Origin of the sequence: Pseudomonas azotoformans, from assembly GCF_001579805.1 — a bacterium.
In the GTDB taxonomy this organism is placed as follows: domain Bacteria; phylum Pseudomonadota; class Gammaproteobacteria; order Pseudomonadales; family Pseudomonadaceae; genus Aquipseudomonas; species Aquipseudomonas azotoformans_A.
Genome location: NZ_CP014546.1, coordinates 6392923 through 6411351 on the forward strand (window position 1 = coordinate 6392923; position 18429 = coordinate 6411351).

Annotated in this window: 16 protein-coding genes; 7 read left to right on the plus strand and 9 right to left on the minus strand. The window is 59.9% G+C overall.

Annotation, left to right across the window (positions count from 1 at the left end):
* Window positions 1-77 precede the first annotated feature (77 nt).
* The gene (aqpZ, locus tag AYR47_RS29380; protein ID WP_033900610.1) at window positions 78-779 is read left to right on the plus strand and encodes an aquaporin Z; all 702 of its coding nucleotides are present in this window, start codon (window positions 78-80) and stop codon (window positions 777-779) included.
* 56 nt (window positions 780-835) lie between these two features.
* On the opposite strand, the gene AYR47_RS29385 is transcribed toward aqpZ, so the two are convergent.
* The 3 genes from AYR47_RS29385 to AYR47_RS29395 form a co-directional block, all read right to left on the minus strand.
* Window positions 836-1084, minus strand: coding sequence for a BrnA antitoxin family protein (locus tag AYR47_RS29385; protein WP_016979349.1), 249 nt, complete (start codon window positions 1082-1084; stop codon window positions 836-838).
* Window positions 1062-1340, minus strand: a complete 279-nt coding sequence (locus tag AYR47_RS29390; RefSeq protein ID WP_061449218.1) for a BrnT family toxin — start codon at window positions 1338-1340, stop codon at window positions 1062-1064. Before AYR47_RS29390 ends, AYR47_RS29385 begins: the two co-directional genes overlap by 23 nt.
* A gap of 77 nt (window positions 1341-1417) precedes the next feature.
* Entirely contained in the window at window positions 1418-2542 is a 1125-nt protein-coding gene (locus tag AYR47_RS29395; RefSeq protein ID WP_061449499.1) for a GNAT family N-acetyltransferase, read from the minus strand.
* 283 nt (window positions 2543-2825) lie between these two features.
* Here AYR47_RS29395 and AYR47_RS29400 point away from each other — a divergent pair, with 283 nt between their 5' ends.
* The gene (locus AYR47_RS29400) at window positions 2826-4172 is read left to right on the plus strand and encodes a putative porin (RefSeq protein ID WP_033900606.1); all 1347 of its coding nucleotides are present in this window, start codon (window positions 2826-2828) and stop codon (window positions 4170-4172) included.
* A gap of 106 nt (window positions 4173-4278) precedes the next feature.
* Here the strand turns inward: AYR47_RS29400 and AYR47_RS29405 are convergent, their stop codons facing one another.
* From AYR47_RS29405 to hrpA, 4 genes are all read right to left on the minus strand, one after another.
* On the minus strand, window positions 4279-4524 hold the full coding sequence (locus tag AYR47_RS29405; protein WP_016979345.1) for an anti-sigma factor family protein: 246 nt from the start codon (window positions 4522-4524) through the stop codon (window positions 4279-4281).
* Window positions 4518-5132, minus strand: a complete 615-nt coding sequence (locus AYR47_RS29410) for an RNA polymerase sigma factor (RefSeq protein ID WP_016979344.1) — start codon at window positions 5130-5132, stop codon at window positions 4518-4520. The genes AYR47_RS29405 and AYR47_RS29410 overlap by 7 nt, the downstream gene beginning before the upstream one ends.
* 17 nt (window positions 5133-5149) lie before the next feature.
* Window positions 5150-6271: a beta-ketoacyl-ACP synthase III gene (locus AYR47_RS29415; protein WP_061449219.1), complete on the minus strand. Its 1122-nt coding sequence runs from the start codon at window positions 6269-6271 to the stop codon at window positions 5150-5152.
* A gap of 246 nt (window positions 6272-6517) precedes the next feature.
* Window positions 6518-10429: an ATP-dependent RNA helicase HrpA gene (hrpA, locus tag AYR47_RS29420; protein WP_061449220.1), complete on the minus strand. Its 3912-nt coding sequence runs from the start codon at window positions 10427-10429 to the stop codon at window positions 6518-6520.
* Window positions 10430-10709: 280 nt separating this feature from the next.
* Here hrpA and AYR47_RS32640 point away from each other — a divergent pair, with 280 nt between their 5' ends.
* Together AYR47_RS32640 and AYR47_RS29425 are read left to right on the plus strand one after the other, a co-directional pair.
* Complete coding sequence (locus tag AYR47_RS32640; protein ID WP_156487839.1) at window positions 10710-10964, plus strand: hypothetical protein; 255 nt, start codon at window positions 10710-10712, stop codon at window positions 10962-10964.
* Between the two features lie 51 nt (window positions 10965-11015).
* Entirely contained in the window at window positions 11016-11603 is a 588-nt protein-coding gene (locus AYR47_RS29425; protein ID WP_061449221.1) for a hypothetical protein, read from the plus strand.
* Window positions 11604-11628: 25 nt separating this feature from the next.
* On the opposite strand, the gene aceK is transcribed toward AYR47_RS29425, so the two are convergent.
* Window positions 11629-13347 (minus strand): bifunctional isocitrate dehydrogenase kinase/phosphatase, encoded by a 1719-nt coding sequence (gene aceK, locus AYR47_RS29430; RefSeq protein WP_033900599.1) that lies wholly within the window; start codon window positions 13345-13347, stop codon window positions 11629-11631.
* A gap of 404 nt (window positions 13348-13751) precedes the next feature.
* Here aceK and AYR47_RS29435 point away from each other — a divergent pair, with 404 nt between their 5' ends.
* Both AYR47_RS29435 and AYR47_RS29440 read left to right on the plus strand, forming a co-directional pair.
* The gene (locus tag AYR47_RS29435) at window positions 13752-15362 is read left to right on the plus strand and encodes a methyl-accepting chemotaxis protein (RefSeq protein WP_420492081.1); all 1611 of its coding nucleotides are present in this window, start codon (window positions 13752-13754) and stop codon (window positions 15360-15362) included.
* Between the two features lie 52 nt (window positions 15363-15414).
* On the plus strand, window positions 15415-16302 hold the full coding sequence (locus AYR47_RS29440; protein WP_033900597.1) for a DMT family transporter: 888 nt from the start codon (window positions 15415-15417) through the stop codon (window positions 16300-16302).
* 34 nt (window positions 16303-16336) lie between these two features.
* Here AYR47_RS29440 and AYR47_RS29445 read toward each other — a convergent pair whose 3' ends face one another.
* A complete protein-coding gene (locus tag AYR47_RS29445) occupies window positions 16337-17197 on the minus strand; it encodes a DMT family transporter (RefSeq protein WP_061449222.1) in 861 nt (286 codons plus the stop codon).
* A gap of 408 nt (window positions 17198-17605) precedes the next feature.
* On the opposite strand from AYR47_RS29445, the gene AYR47_RS29450 reads away from it, so the two are divergent.
* Window positions 17606-18397 (plus strand): CPBP family intramembrane glutamic endopeptidase, encoded by a 792-nt coding sequence (locus tag AYR47_RS29450; protein WP_061449223.1) that lies wholly within the window; start codon window positions 17606-17608, stop codon window positions 18395-18397.
* Window positions 18398-18429 lie beyond the last annotated feature (32 nt).

Here is an 18429-nt window from a genome sequence, read left to right on the forward strand (position 1 = left end):
AAGGGCGCTGAAGTAAATCTGCAGGGAGCATCACTGATTTACGGATCCGGTAGAGCGATCTATCAAGGACGGGCTGCATGTCTTTGTTCAAGCGTTCAATCACAGAGGGGCTAGGTACATTTTGGTTGGTGTTGGGCGGTTGCGGGAGTGCGGTGCTGGCCGCAGCGTTCCCCGCAGTCGGGATCGGATTGTTGGGCGTGTCCCTGGCATTCGGGCTCACGGTGCTGACCATGGCGTTCGCCATCGGGCATATCAGCGGTTGTCACCTCAACCCGGCCGTGTCGGTGGGACTGGTGGTAGGCGGACGGTTCCCGGCCAGGGAACTGCCGGCGTACATCGTGGCGCAGGTGGTCGGCGGTACGATCGCCGCTGCGCTGCTGTATTTCATTGCCAGCGGCAAACCGGGGTTCGAACTGGCGTCGGGGCTAGCGGCCAACGGCTATGGCGAGCATTCGCCCGGCGGTTATTCGATGGCGGCAGGGTTTGTCAGTGAGCTGGTGATGACCGCCATGTTCGTGGTGATCATCCTCGGCGCCACCGACCGCCGCGCCCCGCCGGGCCTTGCGCCCATCGCCATCGGCCTGGCGCTGACACTCATCCATCTGATCTCCATTCCCGTCACCAACACCTCGGTCAACCCGGCCCGCAGTACCGGCCCGGCCCTGATCGTCGGCGGGTGGGCGATCCAGCAGTTGTGGATGTTCTGGCTCGCGCCGATCCTGGGTGCGGTGATGGGTGGAGTTACCTATCGATGGCTTGGCAAGGAGGCGCCGGGCTGAGGCAAGCTGGGTTCAGCCCTATCGATAAGGCAGGGCTGAACCTTTCTAAACGCCAATCACCCTTGATGGGCCTGCATGTACTGGCGCAATAGCTGATTAATGCGCGTCTGGTAACCAGATCCTTGACCTTTGAACCACTCCAATACGTCAGCGTCTAGCCTGATAGTGACCGCCTGCTTCACGGGGACACGTAACTCAGCACGCCGGAAAAAATCGGCATCCAGCTCAGGGATATCGCTGGTATCGATCTCTTTATCATTCATTTTGGCCAAGCGCTCCCAATCAGTTTTCGATGTTTGCGTCATAATATTTGGCCTCCTTCTTGGTTGCTTTTCGGGCGGAGATGATACTGATCACATCACCACGTCGTTCGGTGTATACGACCACACCTATTAACAATTTGATCCAGCCAATACTAATCCAACGCTCCTCGCCATAATCCGCTCGATCATCGCGTAAGGCCAGCATTGGGTGCCTAAAGATATCCGGGACGTCATTGAAATCGATGCCGTGCTTAACAATATTGGCGTTATTTTTGGATTCATCCCACTCAAATAACATGGCACATCCTGTATGTACTTTTGTACATACAGGATAACGATTTCAGTCTTGGTTTGAAGCGCCGCCAGACCAGTGGTTCAGCCCTGCCGATAAGGCAGGGCTGCCCTCGCCTCCTGCGCATACGCCACAATCCCCACGCGCTCGCGCTCCAGAAAATCCTCAACCGCATTCTTCAAGCCCGGATGGCGCAGGTAGTGCCATGACCGTGTAATCACCGGCTCAAACCCACGGATCAACTTGTGCTCGCCCTGTGCCCCCGCATCGAAACGTTGCAGGCCATGAGCGATGGCGTAGTCCATGCCCTGGTAGAAACAGGTTTCGAAATGCAGGCGGTCGAACTCTGCCAGGCAACCCCAGTAGCGGCCGTAGAAGCTGTCGCCGCCGATCAGGCTGAAGGCCATGGCCACCGGGCGTGTGCCTTGTTTGGCCAGGACCACGCGGATCGCTTCGGGCATGCGCTCGGCCAGCAGGCTGAAGAACGCGCGGGTCAGGTAAGGTGATTGGCGGCGGATCGCGTAGGTGTTGGCGTAGCAGGCGTAGACAAAATCCCACTGGGCTTCGCTCAGCTCATGGCCTTGCAGCCACTCGAAGTCGATGCCCTGCCCTGCCACTTGTTCGCGTTCTTTGCGCATCTGTTTGCGCTTGCGTGAACTCAGCGCATCGAGAAAATCCTGGAAGTCGCGGTAACCCCGGTTCTGCCAGTGAAACTGGCAGCCCAGGCGCTGCAGCCAGCCCGATTGTTGGGCCAGTGCCGTATCGGCCAGTTCGTCGGTGAAGTTGATGTGGGCGCTGCAAAGCCCTTCGATTTCCAGGTAACCCGGCAGGCTCTTTAGCAGCTCTAGACCATCGTCTGCACTCGCCGCCAGCAGGCGTGGCCCACTGACCGGGCTGAACGGCACGGCGGTCAGCAACTTAGGGTAATACTCAATGCCTGCCCGCACGCAGGCATCCGCCCAGCCGTGATCAAACACGTACTCGCCGTAGGAATGCCACTTGCGGTAACTGGGCAGTGCCGCCACCAGCCGATCACCTTCCCAATGCAGCAAATGCTCCGGTTGCCAGCCCGATTGCGGGCCCAGGCTCGCGCTGTCTTCCAATGCGCTCAGGAAGGCGTGCCGCACGAACGGCTGGGCCTGTGGCACCAGCGCATCCCAGGCTTGCGGGGCGATCTCGGACAGGCTGTCCAGGCGTTGCAACGGCATCGGCATCCTCACTACTTCAGGGCGTGAAAGCCTGGCGAGTATCGCTGATTGCCGGCCTCGGCACACCCCCGTTTCGCGCGACAAGGCTCTAAACCAATAGTTCCGAACATGAAAAATTTGTCATCTAGATGACATCACTTCGCCACTGCTCCGTCATAAACGATCGTGATACTGACGCCTGTTTTTAGAGCGCCTGGTTCTAGCAGGTGGTTATTTTTCCGTCCGTCATCGGTCGGTTGTGTCCTGGATGGTTTGCCATCCCTCCTCACTTTCGGAGATTGATATGCGTCTTGCTTCCACTAAAACTGCGGCGGTCCTGTGCGGCGGCCTGTTACTGGCCCTGAGCGTTCCGGCCAGCGCTGCAGTCGACGCTAAATTGCTCGACATGCTCAAGGCCAACGGCCAGATCACCAATGCTCAGTACAGCGAACTGCAAGCTGAACTGGCACGGGACCAGAAAGAGCAGCAGATCGCACGGCAAGCTCAACAAGAGACCAACGAACAGATCGCGGCCACCGCGAAGAAAACCAATGAGCTGAGCAGCTTCGACCAGAAGCTGGCCTGGGCGGCCAAGACTCAACTCAAGGGTGACGTGCGCTTCCGCCACGAAACCATCAAGATCGACGGCACCCCGAACAACGGCGGCAAAGACAAGGATCGTGAACGCATCCGTGCTCGTCTGGGCGCCTACACCGAGATCAACTCACAGGTCGACACTGGCATCCGTATCGCCACCGGCAGCAGCGACGACGCCCGCTCCACCAACCAGGACCTGGACGGCTACTTCAACAAGAAGTCGATCTGGCTGGACCTTGGCTACATCGACTACCACCCGACTCAAATCAAGAACCTGCACGTGATCGGCGGCAAAATGCTGCAACCGTGGGTCAGCATGGGCGACGTGATCTGGGATAGCGATATCAACCCGGAAGGCCTGGCCGTCACCTACAAATACCCACTGGGCAGCAGCGCCGAGCTGTTCGGCAGCCTGGGTAACTACAACCTCAAGGACAACGTCAACGGCGACGGCGTGCAATTTCGCAACGACCTGCGCATGACGGCAGGCCAGTTGGGTTCGCGCTTCTCGCTGACCGACAACCTGAAACTGACCGTGGGCGGCAGCGTCTACGCGTTCCAGAACGATGAAGACAGCCGTTGCCCAACCGCTGGCTCCTTCCAATGCCTGACCCCGGCCGAAACCATCGCGAACACCACCGCCGGCAATGCCAGCGAGTACCGTTTGTATGAAGGCTTCAGCCAAATCGACATCGGTGGCCTGGCTGTTCCGCTGTCGTTCTATGGCCAGTACGTGCAAAACACCAAAGCCACAGACAAAGATCAGGACACTGCCTGGTTGCTCGGTGCCAAGTCCAAGGTCTTTGGCTTCAACCTGGACTACAACTACCGCGACGTACAACGTTACGCAGTGGTCGGCGCGCTCACCGACTCGGACTTCGCCGGCGGCTTCACCGGTGCACGCGGCCACAAGTTCAAAGTCGGTTACGACATCGACAAGAACTTCGCGGTCGGCGCCACTTACTTCCTGACCAAAGCGGACTACGCCAGCGCCCCTGGCTATCGCGATGCGAACGCCAATACCCTGCAGCTGGACGCAGAAGCCAAGTTCTAAATCTAAGTGTTAAAAGCCTTGGGCCAGGACGGCCCGAGGTCGCTGCAACAGTCTTGCGTGGGTGGATCGGTCCCCATCATCCGTCCGACCATCCACGCGAGCCTGCTTATTCCCCGCCTTTGTGATCCTTGAGTCGCTCTTGCGCCAACCGCTGCGCCAAGGCCTCCACACCCTCTACCGGTTCATCCGGCATTATCTTCAGCGTCGCCTGCATCAGGCGCATCTGGCGGATAAACCGACGGCAGTTCGGGCAGAACATCAAGTGATGACGCACCAGCAGACGCTCGCGAAAGGTCAATTGCCCATCGAGATAGTCACTGGAACGTGCCACTTGTTCTTTACAGGTCAACATTCGCCCGTTTCCTCAAAATGCTCCACCGTGGCGAAGACTTTAAGCCGTGCTCGATGCAACAGCACACGGACATTGGAGAGCGACAGCGTCAGAAGATTACAGATCTCTTCCAACTCCAAGCCCTGGCGCTCACGCAGCACCAGCACGCTGCTCTGCAACTCAGACAGACTCAGCAATGTATGCTCCAGGCATTTACGCAGCTCATCCTCGGTCAGCAGGGCTTCCGGGGTGTCCTGGTGCCAGGCGTAGGGGGCGACGGCCCAGTGGCCATCGTCGGGGGAAAAGCGATCATCACCAATCGTGCCATGGGGCGAAGGCAGGTCGTCGAGCAACACTTCGCGACGATTCTGCTTATAGCGCCCCTTGGCGGCGTTGGCGGTGATGGTCAGCAGCCAGGTCTTGAGGCTGGAACGCCCTTCGAACTTGGCCAGGTTGCGCACCACCGACAGCCAGGCATCTTGCACGACTTCGTCGGCGTGACGCTGGCCGACAATGGCATAAGCCACCGCCCGCATGGCGCTCTGGTAGGTGGTGACCAATTCCTTGTAGGCCCGCTGCTCACCCTTGAGCAGGCGTTCAAGCAGGTGCGCGTCGTCCGCTGCTGCCATTCAAGACCTCGATTGTCTTAGCGTTTGCGCAGGATCACGCTGCCGATCGAATAGCCCGCGCCAAACGAGCTGAGTACCGCCACGGAGCCCTTGGTCAAATCATCCTGGTATTTGTGGAATGCAATGACAGAGCCCGCCGAGCTGGTATTGGCGTAAGTATCGAGGATCACCGGCGCTTCTTCCACCGAGGCTTCGCGGCCCAGCAGTTTCTTCACGATCAGGTGGTTCATGCTCAGGTTGGCCTGATGCAGCCAGAAGCGCTTCACATCAGCTACGTTCAGCTGGTTTTCTTGCAAATGCACGCCGATCAGCTCGGCCACCATCGGGCACACATCGCGGAATACCTTGCGGCCTTCCTGCACGAACAGCTTGTCGGGCGCGCCGATGCCTTCTTCCGCCGTGCGGTTGAGGAAACCGAAGTTGTTGCGGATGTTATTCGAGAACTTGGTCAGCAGCTTGGTGCTCACCACATCGAACTGATGCTCGGAAGTCGCCAGGTCGGCGCGCTCCAGGACCACGGCAGTGGCCGCGTCGCCAAAGATGAAGTGGCTGTCACGGTCGCGGAAATTCAGGTGGCCGGTGCAGACTTCCGGGTTGACCATCAGAATCGCCCGCGCCTGGCCCAGTTGGATGCTGTTGGCGGCGTTCTGGATGCCGAAGGTGGCCGAGGAACACGCCACGTTCATGTCAAAACCAAAACCTTGGATACCCAGGGCTTCCTGGACTTCAATGGCGATAGCCGGGTAGGCGCGTTGCAGGTTGGAGCACGCGACAATCACACCGTCGATGTCGGCGGCGGTCTTGCCGGCGCGTTGCAGGGCCTGTTCGGCAGCACCGACGGCCATCTGGCAGAGCACCGACCATTCATCGTTGCTGCGCTCGGGCAGGCGTGGAGCCATGCGCTGCGGGTCGAGAATGCCGTCCTTGTCCATCACGAAACGGCTCTTGATACCCGAGGCTTTTTCGATAAAGGCTGCACTGGATTCGGTCAGCGGCTGCACGTCACCGCGCTCGATGTCGGCGGCGTTGTCGCTGTTGAACTGATGCACGTAGGCATTGAAAGACTGCACCAGCTCTTCGTTGGAGATGCTGTTGGCCGGGGTGTACAGGCCAGTGCCGCTGATGACGACGTTATGCACGGTCGTTCCTCTAAATCTGTCAGGCAGAAGATATTGGTACCGTCGTACCAAACTATAAGTAGTTCGATCCCGCCCAGCGGACATCAAACTGGCATCGCTTTATTCCATCGCGTCGCAGCCCTTCACGACGATCCCGGCATTTATAACCGCGAAGTTTGCCACAAACCCTGGGATTTGGCGCCATATGCCAGATAAACGCCCTTGTCAGAGGCTTACACATAACCCTGTGGTGAACGACGGTGTGGGTCAAGCTTCGACCAGGCTCCATTGCTTGCTCAAACGCTTGTCGGAAATCGGTACTTTGGTGCCCAGTTGCTGGCCAAACAACGACACGCGATATTCCTCCAGCCACCAGCGATAGAGCTCCAGCTGAGGGTCGCGCTTGCCTTCCTGGGCATGCTTTTTCAGGCGATTTTCGTACTGCGTCCACAAACCGGCCAGTTCGCCGCTCCACACCCGATCCTTTTGCACCTGGCTTGGCAGTTTCTCCAGGCGCAACTCGATGGCCTTGAGGTAACGCGGCAATTCCTTGAACCACTGCGCCGGGGTTTCCCGCACGAAACCGGGGTACACCAGGTAGCTCAGTTGCTGCTTGATGTCGTTCAGGGCCACGGCCTGGGCGAGGTCAATCTTGCCTTTGAAGCGCTTTTGCAGGCCGTGCCACAGTTTCAGCACATCGAGGGTCAAGCGCGCCAGGCGCTCGGCGTGTTCGGTCCAACTGCCGCGCTTACGCTCGGCCAAGGCGGCCAGGCCCGCGCCATCACGCGGCAGGTTGGCTTCGCCTTCGAGTACACAGGTGTCGAGGCTGGCCAGCAGGATGTCTTCCACCAGCGCATCGATGCGGCCCAATTCGCGATACATCAGACCCAGTTCGGTCAGGCCCGGCAATTTGCCACGCAGGAATTTCGCCGGTTCCGCCAGTTGTTGCATCAGCAAACGCTGCAACGCGCGGCGATGCTGGAACTCCGCCTCGGCAGCCGTGGAGAAACGCCCTTCCTTGACCGTGCCGTTTTCTTCCACCAACGCCGGATACACCGTCATCGACAGCCCGGCGATCTTCTGTTGAGTCTTTTCCGCCACCGCGGCAAACACCTTGGCTTCCACCGGCTGTTGGCTTTTCGCGGTTTGTGGCACGGCCAGCGCGGCCTGGCTGGCCTCGGCAAAACGTGCCGTCAGTTCGGCCAGGTCGCGACCTTCGCCGAGGAACTTGCCTTGGCCATCGACCACCTCCAGGTTCATCTTCAGGTGGCTTTCGACCTGCTGCGCGGCTTCGGCCCAGGCTTCATCGCTGACCCGCGCCCCGGTCATGCGCAGCAATTCGCGGCCCAGCGCCTGAGGCAACGAGCCCTGGCCAAACTCGATGCGTTGCAGCGCAGCCTTTACGAAGTCCGGCACCGGCACGAAGTTCTTGCGCAGCGCTTTGGGCAGGTTACGCACCAAGGCAATGCACTTGGCTTCGATCACCCCCGGCACCAGCCATTCCAGGCGCTCTGGCGGCAACGCTGGCAAAAGCGGCGCCGGCACGCGCAGGGTCACACCGTCACGCGGGTGGTTGGGTTCGAAGTGGTAACTTAGTGCCAGTTCCAGGTCGCCCAGGTGCAGGGTATCCGGATAATGCGCGGCGGTGACTTCACTGGCCTCACGGGCCAGTACGTCCTCTTCGCGCATGATCAGCAGTTGCGGGTCTTTCTGGCTGTTGACCTTGTACCAGCTGTCGAAGGTCGCGGTCTGGTGGATCTCCGCCGGCAACCGCGCGTCGTAGAAGGCGAACAGGGTTTCTTCGTCCGCCAGGATGTCGCGACGGCGCGCCTTGGCTTCCAGTTCGTCGAGTTGCTCCAGCAGTTGCTGGTTGGCCGTGAGGCACTTGGCTCGCGACTGGATCTCGCCACGCACCAGGCCTTCGCGGATAAACAACTCGCGAGACACCACCGGGTCAATCGGCCCGTAATGCACCGGGCGACGCCCGACCACAATCAGCCCGAACAGGGTGATCTGCTCAAAAGCTACCACCTGGCCACGCTTCTTCTCCCAATGGGGTTCGAAGTGGTTTTTCTTGATCAAATGCCCGGCCAGCGGCTCGATCCAGTCGGCGTCGATCTTGGCGACCATGCGCGCATACAGCTTGGTGGTTTCCACCAGCTCGGCGGTCATCAGCCATTGCGGACGCTTCTTGCCGATGCCCGAGGACGGGTGAATCCAGAAACGGCGCTGGCGTGCGCCGAGGTAATCGCCGTCTTCGGTTTTCTGGCCGATCTGGCTGAGCAGGCCGGACAGCACCGCCTTGTGCAGTTTCGGGAAATCCGCCGGCTCTTTATTGACGGTCAGCTGCATGTCGCGGCAGATCAGGCTCAACTGGCGATGGGAGTCGCGCCACTCGCGCAAACGCAGGTAGTTGAGGAAGTTCTTGCGGCACCAGTTGCGCAACGGGCTCGCTGTCAGCTCCTGGCGCTGCTCTTCAAAACCGCGCCACAGATTGACCAACCCGGCGAAGTCCGAATCCGGATCTTTCCACTGTGCGTGCGCCTGGTCAGCCGCCTGTTGGCGCTCCGGCGGACGCTCGCGCGGGTCCTGGATCGACATGGCGCTGGCGACGATCAGTACTTCCTGCAAGCTGCCGAGCTTGGCGGCTTCCAGCAGCATGCGGCCCATGCGCGGGTCCACCGGCAGGCGCGCCAACTGACGGCCCAATGGCGTGAGCTGGCTGTTGCGGTCCACCGCCGACAGCTCTTGCAGCAAGTTGAAACCGTCGCTGATGGCCTTGCCGTCCGGCGGCTCGATAAACGGGAAATCGGTGATCTCGCCGAGACGCAGGTGCAGCATCTGCAAGATCACGGCCGCGAGGTTGGTGCGCAGGATCTCGGGGTCGGTAAATTCCGGACGCCCGATAAAATCCTCTTCACTGTACAAGCGGATGCAGATGCCCGGTTCAACACGGCCGCAACGGCCTTTACGCTGGTTGGCACTGGCCTGGGAGATCGCCTCGATCGGCAGGCGCTGCACCTTGGCGCGGTAGCTGTAGCGGCTGATGCGCGCGGTGCCGCTGTCGATCACATAACGAATGCCCGGCACCGTCAGCGAGGTTTCCGCGACGTTGGTCGCCAGCACCACGCGCCGGCCCGGATGCGACTGGAAAATGCGCTGCTGTTCAGCCGGCGATAGCCGCGCATACAGCGGCAGGATTTCGGTGTGCTTGAGCTGGGCCTTGCGCAGCATGTCGGCGGCGTCGCGAATCTCGCGCTCGCCGGGCAGGAACACCAGCACATCGCCAGGGCTGCGCCGCTCGCTGCGCTCATAGGCGGCGATTTCATCGAGTGTGGCGAGGATCGCCTGGTCAACGGTCAAGTCATCCTCGACGCGGTTGCCCTCCTCGTCCTGTTCCAGGGTCAGCGGGCGATACCAGATGTCCACCGGAAAGGTGCGGCCCGACACTTCGACAATCGGCGCGTCGTCGAAATGCTTGGAAAACCGCTCCAGGTCGATGGTTGCCGAGGTGATGATGACTTTGAGGTCCGGACGACGCGGCAGCAGGGTCTTCAGGTAGCCCAGCAGGAAGTCGATGTTCAGGCTGCGTTCGTGCGCTTCATCGACGATGATCGTGTCGTAGCGTTCCAGGTAGCGATCGTTCTGGGTTTCCGCCAGCAGGATGCCGTCGGTCATCAGCTTGATCAGGGTATTGGAATCGCTCTGGTCTTCAAAACGTACCTGATAGCCGACCAACGCGCCCAACGGCGTGGCCAACTCCTCGGCCACCCGACTGGCAACGCTGCGTGCCGCAATTCGCCGTGGCTGGGTGTGACCGATCAGGCCGAATTGGCCACGACCGATTTCCAGGCAGATCTTCGGCAACTGGGTGGTCTTACCCGAGCCGGTCTCACCGGCAATGATCAGCACCTGGTGCTTGTTCAGCGCCTCTTTGATCTCATCACGCTTGGCCGCAATCGGCAGGCTGTCGTCATAACGGATCACCGGCACGCTGGCACGACGCGCCGTGACCTGGGCGCAAGACGCCTGCATGCGCGCAACCCACTGCGCCAGCTTTTCCTCGTCGGGCTTCTTGCGCAGCTCAAGCAACTGCCGCCGCAAGCGGTGGCGGTCGGCGAGCATAGCGTGATCGAGGGTCTTGAGCAGTTGGTCGATAGTGGGCGCTTGGTCGGTCATCAGGGTGGCAAAGGTCTTCTGGGTGAGGCAGGGCGCGCCTGCATAACGGTGGACGGAAAAAACGAGGGGCGATTGTCGCAGATTTCTACATTTCTGGAGATGTTCAGTCAGTGACTGGCCTCGTCGCGCCTGTGAATGAACATATTTCTTACGAGAGAAAGTCGCTCATCCGACCATCTCACCATGCAAATCCGATGGTTTGAGTGACGTACGCAGGGCCAAATCAACCTGCCAGAAGCCATTGGCAGATCGCTGTATCGTTCATGAAACCGGAGCTTTTATGCCTATCGATTCGACAAACAGCCAACCTTATCTACCCAGCTACTCTGTATCCATGCAGGCCCAACCGCGCTCGGCAGCGTCGCAACCACCGCCCAAATATGAGTTCCCGCCCGCCTACACAGAAAAGCCGTCGTCCAACGCAGCCCCGCAGAGCGCGTCGACACCGCCCACCAATTTGACGGCCAATCGAATCTCGAATTTCCACACGACCAGTCAGGCAGTACGCGGCATGAATTTCATGAGCAGCCTGTAACTCAACGGCAAAAACCTGATTGATATCGCCTTTGACGCCCGAGGAATTCTTATGCCCATTGACTCCAGCCGCTACCTCAACGCATCCACCCAAAACTTTCATAGTTACGCCAACAAATACCAGGACATTGCACCTACATCCCAATCGACAACCGGGTCCTGGACCTCACACCCCTCTGGGTCGTCCTACGCCGCCAAGGACTATCCGAAGCTACCCAATACCAAGGAGAGAGATCTGGACGCTGAGCTGCATTTGGCGGGATGGGCTACAACCCCCCGAACCCGCACGGCAACGGTGACAAACGTAAAAAAGCCAGAGGATCTGAACATCGCTAAGACACCGAATACGATTACCAAGTTTGTCGTGACGAGAGACGGACAGATGGCGATCGCCAACATCAGTAAAGACGTAGCGCCAAAAATGATATCCCACCCCGCCACCGCCGAACTAGGCGTCGGTGCCGGACAGTCGAATAACATCGTCAGTGCCGGCTATTTAAAGCAAACCATGACAGGGAGAACTCACCTATCCAATACCTCGGGCCATTACCTTCCCACAAAGGAGAACATGAGGCCCGCACAGGATTACTTGGAAAAAATCGGCGTGAAGTCGACCAAAAGCCAATTGGGTGTTTTCTGAAGACAGATCGGTCCGTAAATCAAGTTCAAGAACAGTGATCGCGCTCCTTGCGCCGGTAAGGAAACACATCAATCACCTTGCCGGCGCGAATCGCCTCCTGCAGCCCTTTCCAGTAATCGGCGTTGTACAACTCGCCATGCAGCTCGTCGAACAACTTGCGCTGGCCAGCATCGGCAAACAGGAACGGCGGGAACTCCTCGGGAAATACATCCAGCGGTCCAATGGAGTACCAGGGCTCGGAAGCCATTTCATCTTCGGGGGTACGCGGCGCGGGGATGTGGCGAAAGTTGGCCTCGGTGAGAAAGCAGATCTCATCGTAGTCGTAGAACACCACGCGGCCGTGACGGGTGACGCCGAAGTTCTTCAGCAGCATGTCGCCGGGGAAGATATTCGCGGCCGCCAGTTGCTTGATCGCCAGGCCGTAGTCTTCCAGGGCTTCGCGCACTTGGGCGGGGTTGGCGTTGTCGAGGTAGAGGTTGAGCGGGGTCATGCGTCGTTCGGTCCAGCAGTGGCGGATCAGCACGCTGTCGCCTTCGACTTCGACGGTGCCGGCGGCGACTTCCAGCAATTCGGCCAGGCATTCGGGCTCGAATTTGCTCAGGGGAAAACGGAAGTCGGCGAACTCCTGGGTATCAGCCATGCGCCCGACCCGGTCGACGCTTTTGACCAGCCGGTACTTCTCGATCACGGTGGCGCGGTTGACGTTTTTCGACGGTGAAAAGCGGTCCTTGATGATCTTGAACACCGTGTTGAAACCCGGCAGCGTGAACACGCTCATGACCATGCCACGCACGCCGGGGGCCATGATGAATTGATCGTCGGTGGTCGCCAGGTGGTTGATCAAGGCGCGGTAGAACTCTGACTTGCCGTGCTTGTAGAAACCGATGGAGGTGTACAGCTCAGCGATGTGCTTGCCCGGCAGGATGCGCTTGAGAAAACCGATGAATTCCGCCGGCACCGGCACATCCACCATGAAGTAGGAACGGGTAAACGAGAAGATGATCGACACGTCGGCTTCGTCGGTGATCAGTGCGTCGATCTGGATGCCCTGCCCTTCACGGTGCAGCAGTGGGATCACCAGTGGCCATTGTTCGTCGCGGGTGTAGATACGTCCTACAAGGTAGGCGCCTTTATTGCGGTAGAGCACCGAGGAAAACAGCTCGACCTTGAGGTCCGGGTCCTTGCACACCCAGTCCGGCAGGTTTTCCCGCAGTTGGGTCTCGAGGCGGCGCAGGTCGCCGGCCAGGTCGGCGTAAGGCTCGCTGAAACGGTAGTCGGCAAAGATCTGCGCGAGCATTTCCGGGATTTTCCCGGCAGGCGTGTAGGTACGCGTCTGCGCGGCCCGTGCCCGGCGCAGGCTGGGCCGGGTGGTGTGGATGAACATGCAGCCGTCGCTGATCAGGTCGTGGCTGAACAGACCGCAGAAGATCGAGTTGTACCAGGTCTCGGACAGCTCATCGTCGAAACGCAGGTCGATCAGGCCGATGTAGGCGCTTTTCACCACGGGCCACTGGTCAACATCGAGTAATGCGCCGTCATCAAAGCTGCTGCGCAAACGCGCAATCACTTCGCTGACCTTTTCTTCATAGAGGTTGATGCGCGCCGCCGACGCCGCCTGCCCCTGCTGCCACTGGGCCTTTTCAAAACGCTCGCGGGCGCCATCGGTGATTTGGCGGAAGTGCTCACGGTAATCGTCGAAGCCATCGAGGATCATCCGGGCGACAGCGAGGGCGGATTGCGACATGCGGGAAACCTCTACGGGCATCTGGAAGCCCTGAGCTTAGCCAGTGTACGAGAACAGGAGAAGGGTCATTTCTTGCACTGCCTTGTACAACTTCGTTCATTTCGTACATTTATTTTCAATTTTTTTAATTCGACCATCCGGTCAATAAACGTACCCAAAAGTCGCACTGCGCTTTTCCCGCACGCCTGCAACGGCGGGGCTTGCCAGGTCGATGCCGAAAAACCTCGCACAACGCCGGGCCCGATCTCCGCTCAGCGCTTTGGATCCAACTAAGGGAAACCCTGATTACCACGCTGATGGCACTTTGATATATAGCGCGCCCTCTCCCACCCTAACAAGGTCCAAAGACCGATCCGGGAACAGGTTCTAATCGCCCAAGGAGCATTGAGATGTCATTGAGGAACATGAGGATCGGTCTGCGTGCCAGTCTGAGTTTTGGGGTTTTGGCCAGCTTGCTGGTGATCGTCGGGATGTTTGGGCTGGGCCAGATGGCCAAGTTGCGGCAGAGCGCACTGGTCATCGAAGAATCGTGGATGCCGAGCATCGAGAACATCCACGACAGCGCGGCCTTCGTGGCCAGTATCCGCCTGGAGGCGTTGCGCCTGGCAACCACCGACGAATCGCGGATCCGCGACAACAGCAAAGCCCTGATCACCCGCCAGCGCACCGAGCTGCAAACCTTGCTTGACCATCACAAAACCCTGCTCAGCGGCGATGAAGAGCGCGAAATGCTCAAGCAGCTCGAAGGTAACGTGAATGCCTACCTGACCCTCGTCGCACAGATCGTTGCCCTGGTGGACAAAGATCAGCAACAGGACGCCATCGACCTGCTCAACAGCCGCCTGGCGCCACAGGGCGTGATCCTCAACAAAAGCCTGGAGGACATGATCACCTTCAACCAGAGCGGTGTGGAGACCGCCGTGGACTCCGCCGCGCAAACCTATTCCAGCGCGCAGTGGATCGTCGGTTCGATCATCGTGTTCGCGCTGATCGCCACCTTGCTGCTGGCCTGGCTGCTGACCCGCAGCATCACCGCCCCGCTCGGCCAGGCCCTGAACGTGGCACGCACCATTGCCGGCGGCGACTTGAGCCAGCCGATCGCCGTCAGCGGCAAGGACGAACCCGCGCAATTGCTCACGGCGTTGGCCACCATGCAAGCGCAGTTGCAAGGCACCATCCGTGGCATCAGCGAGTCGGCGCAGCAGCTGGCTTCTGCGGCCGAAGAGATGAGTTCGGTGATGGAACAAAGCACCCGAGGGCTGCAAGCGCAGAACGACGAGATCGAGCAGGCCGCCACCGCCGTGACCGAAATGAGCGCGGCCGTGGACGAAGTGGCGGGCAATGCGGTGTCCAGCGCCGAGGCGTCCCAGGCCTCCGACGAGGACAGCAAGCACGGCCACTACCAGATCAGCGAAACCATCAGCTCGATCCAGAACCTGGTAGACGAAGTACTCGGTGCTTCAAACAAAGCCGAAGGCCTGGCAGTACAGGCCCAGGACATCAGCAAGGTGCTGGAAGTGATCCGTGGCATCGCCGGGCAGACCAACCTGCTGGCGCTCAACGCCGCCATTGAAGCCGCCCGCGCGGGCGAAGCCGGCCGTGGTTTTGCCGTTGTCGCCGATGAAGTGCGCTCCCTGGCGCAGCGCACCCAGGATTCCACTGAAGAAATCGAGCAGATGATCACCGGTATCCAGCAGGGCACCCAAGATACCGTCGAAGCCTTGAACAGCAGCGCCGAGCATGCCGGCCAGACCCTGCAACGGGCCAATAGCGCCGGCACTGCCCTAGAGAAAATCACCGCAGCCATCTCACAAATCAGCCAGCGCAACCTGGTGATCGCCAGCGCCGCCGAACAGCAGGCGCTGGTAGCGCGAGATGTAGACCGCAGCCTGGTGAACATCCGCGACCTGTCGACCCAGACAGCCGCCGGCGCCACCCAGACGTCGGCGGCCAGCCAGGAACTGTCGCGCCTGGCGGTGGACCTGAATGGGCTGGTGACGCGGTTTGTCCTGTAATCATTGGAAATGTCATGCAACACTCGCGGGCTTATTGAGGTAGGAGTGTTGCGTGAGACCTGTCGATAGCCTGTATTTGCTGGGGCTTGCTGCCATTTGGGGGGCGAGCTTCCTGTTCATGCGCATCATTGCGCCGGAGATCGGCACGGTGCCGACGGCGTTTTTCCGCGTGTCGATTGCCGCCGCCGGGTTGCTGGTGATTTTGGCGATGATGCGCGTGAGCTGGGATTTCCAGGGCAAGTTCAAGACGGTGTTGCTATTGGGCGTGATCAACTCCGGGATCCCGGCGACCATGTACTCGGTGGCGGCCCAGGTGTTGCCGGCGGGTTACTCGGCGATCTTCAACGCCACCACGCCACTGATGGGCGTGTTGATCGGCGGGCTGTTTTTCAGCGAACGCCTGACGCCGTCAAAAATTGCCGGCGTGTGCCTGGGCTTGTTCGGTGTGGGTGTACTGACCCGCGCCGGGCCGGTGGCGTTTGACCTGGAATTGTTGATGGGCGCGCTGGCCTGCTTGCTAGCGACCACCTGTTATGGCTTTGCCGGGTTCCTCGCGCGACGCTGGCTGGATCAGCGCGGCGGCTTGGACAGTCGCCTGTCGGCCCTGGGCAGCATGCTCGGTGCAACGCTGTTCCTGTTGCCGTTCTTCGCCTACAGCGCGATCAGCCAGCCGCCCGCGAGTTGGGGTGGGTGGCAGGTATGGTTGTCGTTGCTGGGCTTGGGGCTGGTGTGTACGGCGTTTGCCTACATTCTTTACTTCCGCCTGCTGACGTCCATCGGGCCAGTGAAGTCGATGACCGTGACCTTCATGATCCCGCCGTTCGGCGTACTGTGGGGCGCACTGTTGCTGGATGAGCCGTTGTCGATGGCGCATCTGTATGGCGGGGTGTTGATTGCCGGGGCGTTGTGGCTGGTGTTGCGGCCGAAAAAAACCCTGTAGGCGCCCGCTAGTGGACGCCTACAGGGGAGTTGTATCAGGCTTTACGGAAAACGAAGGCCAAGCCGATGATGATCAACCCCATCCCCAGCAGGCTCAACATCGCGAGCCGGTTACCGAAGATCAGGTAATCCATCACCGCCGTCACCGCTGGCACCAGGTAAAACAGGCTGGTGACATTCACCAGGTTACCCCGGGCGATCAGGCGGTACAGCAACAAGGTGGCCAGCAACGACACCACCACCCCCATCCACAGCACCGGCAGGTAGAAACCGCTGGCGTGCTCGAAGTGGAACGGTTGGAACGGTACGAACACCGAACACAGCAGCAACCCTGCCAGGTACTGCACCGGCAACGTGCCCAGGGGGTTGTCGGTGATGCGCTTCTGCATGATCGAGCCGAAGGTCATGCTGGCCAGCGCCAATAACCCGAACAGCATCCCCGCCAACGACATGCCGGACAAACCGATACCCTGGTAGACCACCATGATCAGCCCCGCCAACCCCAGCGCCAGGCCAAACAGCCGGCTCAGCGAACGCTGGCGCTCCATCAACACTACGGTGAGGATCGGCTGCACACCCATGAGGGTCGCCATCACGCCGGGGGTGACGTTGAGGTCCAGGGCCAGCAGATAGAAAATCTGATAAGCCCCCAGCAGCACCCACCCGGTTGCCGCCGCGTACCGCATGGGCTTGCCGGGACGCGGCAGTTTCAACTTGAGGATCGGTATCAGGATCACCAAGCCCACAAGGGCGATGGCAAAGCGGATCAACAGAAACGCAAAGGGTGACGCGTGGGCCAGGCCCCATTTGGAGAAGATCGCCCCGCTGCTCCACAGCAGGACAAACAGGCTCGTCGAGGCCGCCGCGGCCACGGATTGTTTCGAAAGAACAGACATGGATACCACCTGTCATCAGGCAAAAAAGCCAATTCAGCAGACGCTGAAACTCAGTAGGTTTTTTCAGGCGGGCAGACGGGAACAGCCATCAGCTGGTCAGCCCGAAATGCCAACACCCGGCGGTGATACGACTGCGTACACCGGCGTGCTACGGACAGGTGGGGGGTAGTGACTGATCTGCGCAGGCTGCTTGTCCCCGCACGGCACGACCGCAGCGTTGACCGCTGAATCGACTACCGCTGTGCGCTGGCGAGCTGGCATGGGCTGATCTTGTGTGAAGGGATAAAGAGGCTCGGACTATAACCAGCCGGTGACAGGTTTTGCAATCACCCTGAATGGAGGAGTTTTCATGTGGGCCCTATAGGACGGGTCGCTATAATGCTGCCCAGGTTTTTCCAAGGATTCCCCATGATCGCATTGCCCTGGCTGTACCTGGCGCTTCTTTCCATCGGCTATCTGCTGGCCTTGATCTACGGACAACTGGGGGTGCTGGCGGGGGTGTCCGTCGCCCTGTTGCTGATCGCCGGTTACGCCGTACGCCAGCAACGCACGCCCTGGGCGCGCTACCTGGGTCACGGGTTGTTTATCGTCTTGGCCCTGAGCCTGGCGATGCATTGGTTGCCGGGTTTCTACAACGGGCGCGGTATTGCCCCGCAACGGCTCACCGACGATGCTGTGCCCTTCTCGATGTACCTGAACCAGGACAAACCGCTGATCGGCTTCTGGCTGTTGCTGGCCTGCCCGTGGATCGTGGCGCGGCGTTCGCTGCGCCTGTCGATCTGCGTGACCGCCCTGGCCTTGACGCTCACCGCCATCGCGGCCTTGGGCGGTGCCGCCTTGCTGGGCATGATCACCTGGGCGCCGAAATGGCCGGAACAGGCCTGGCTGTGGGTGCTGAATAACCTGCTGCTGGTGACCCTGGTGGAAGAAGCGCTGTTCCGGGGTTATGTCCAGGGCGGCTTGAGCCGGCGCTTCAAACACCTGCCCTATGGCGAAAACCTCGCACTGCTGCTGGCCTCGCTATTGTTCGGCCTGGTGCACCTCGGCGCGGGCTGGCACTGGGTGTTGCTGGCGAGCATCGCCGGGGTGGGGTATGGCCTGGCGTATCGCTTTGGTGGCCTGGGTGCGGCAGTGGCCACGCACTTTGGTTTGAATCTGCTTCACTTCGGCTTGTTTACCTACCCGATGCTCGCCGGTTGATTGTTGCAAAAATAAGTTAAATAAACCGCCGT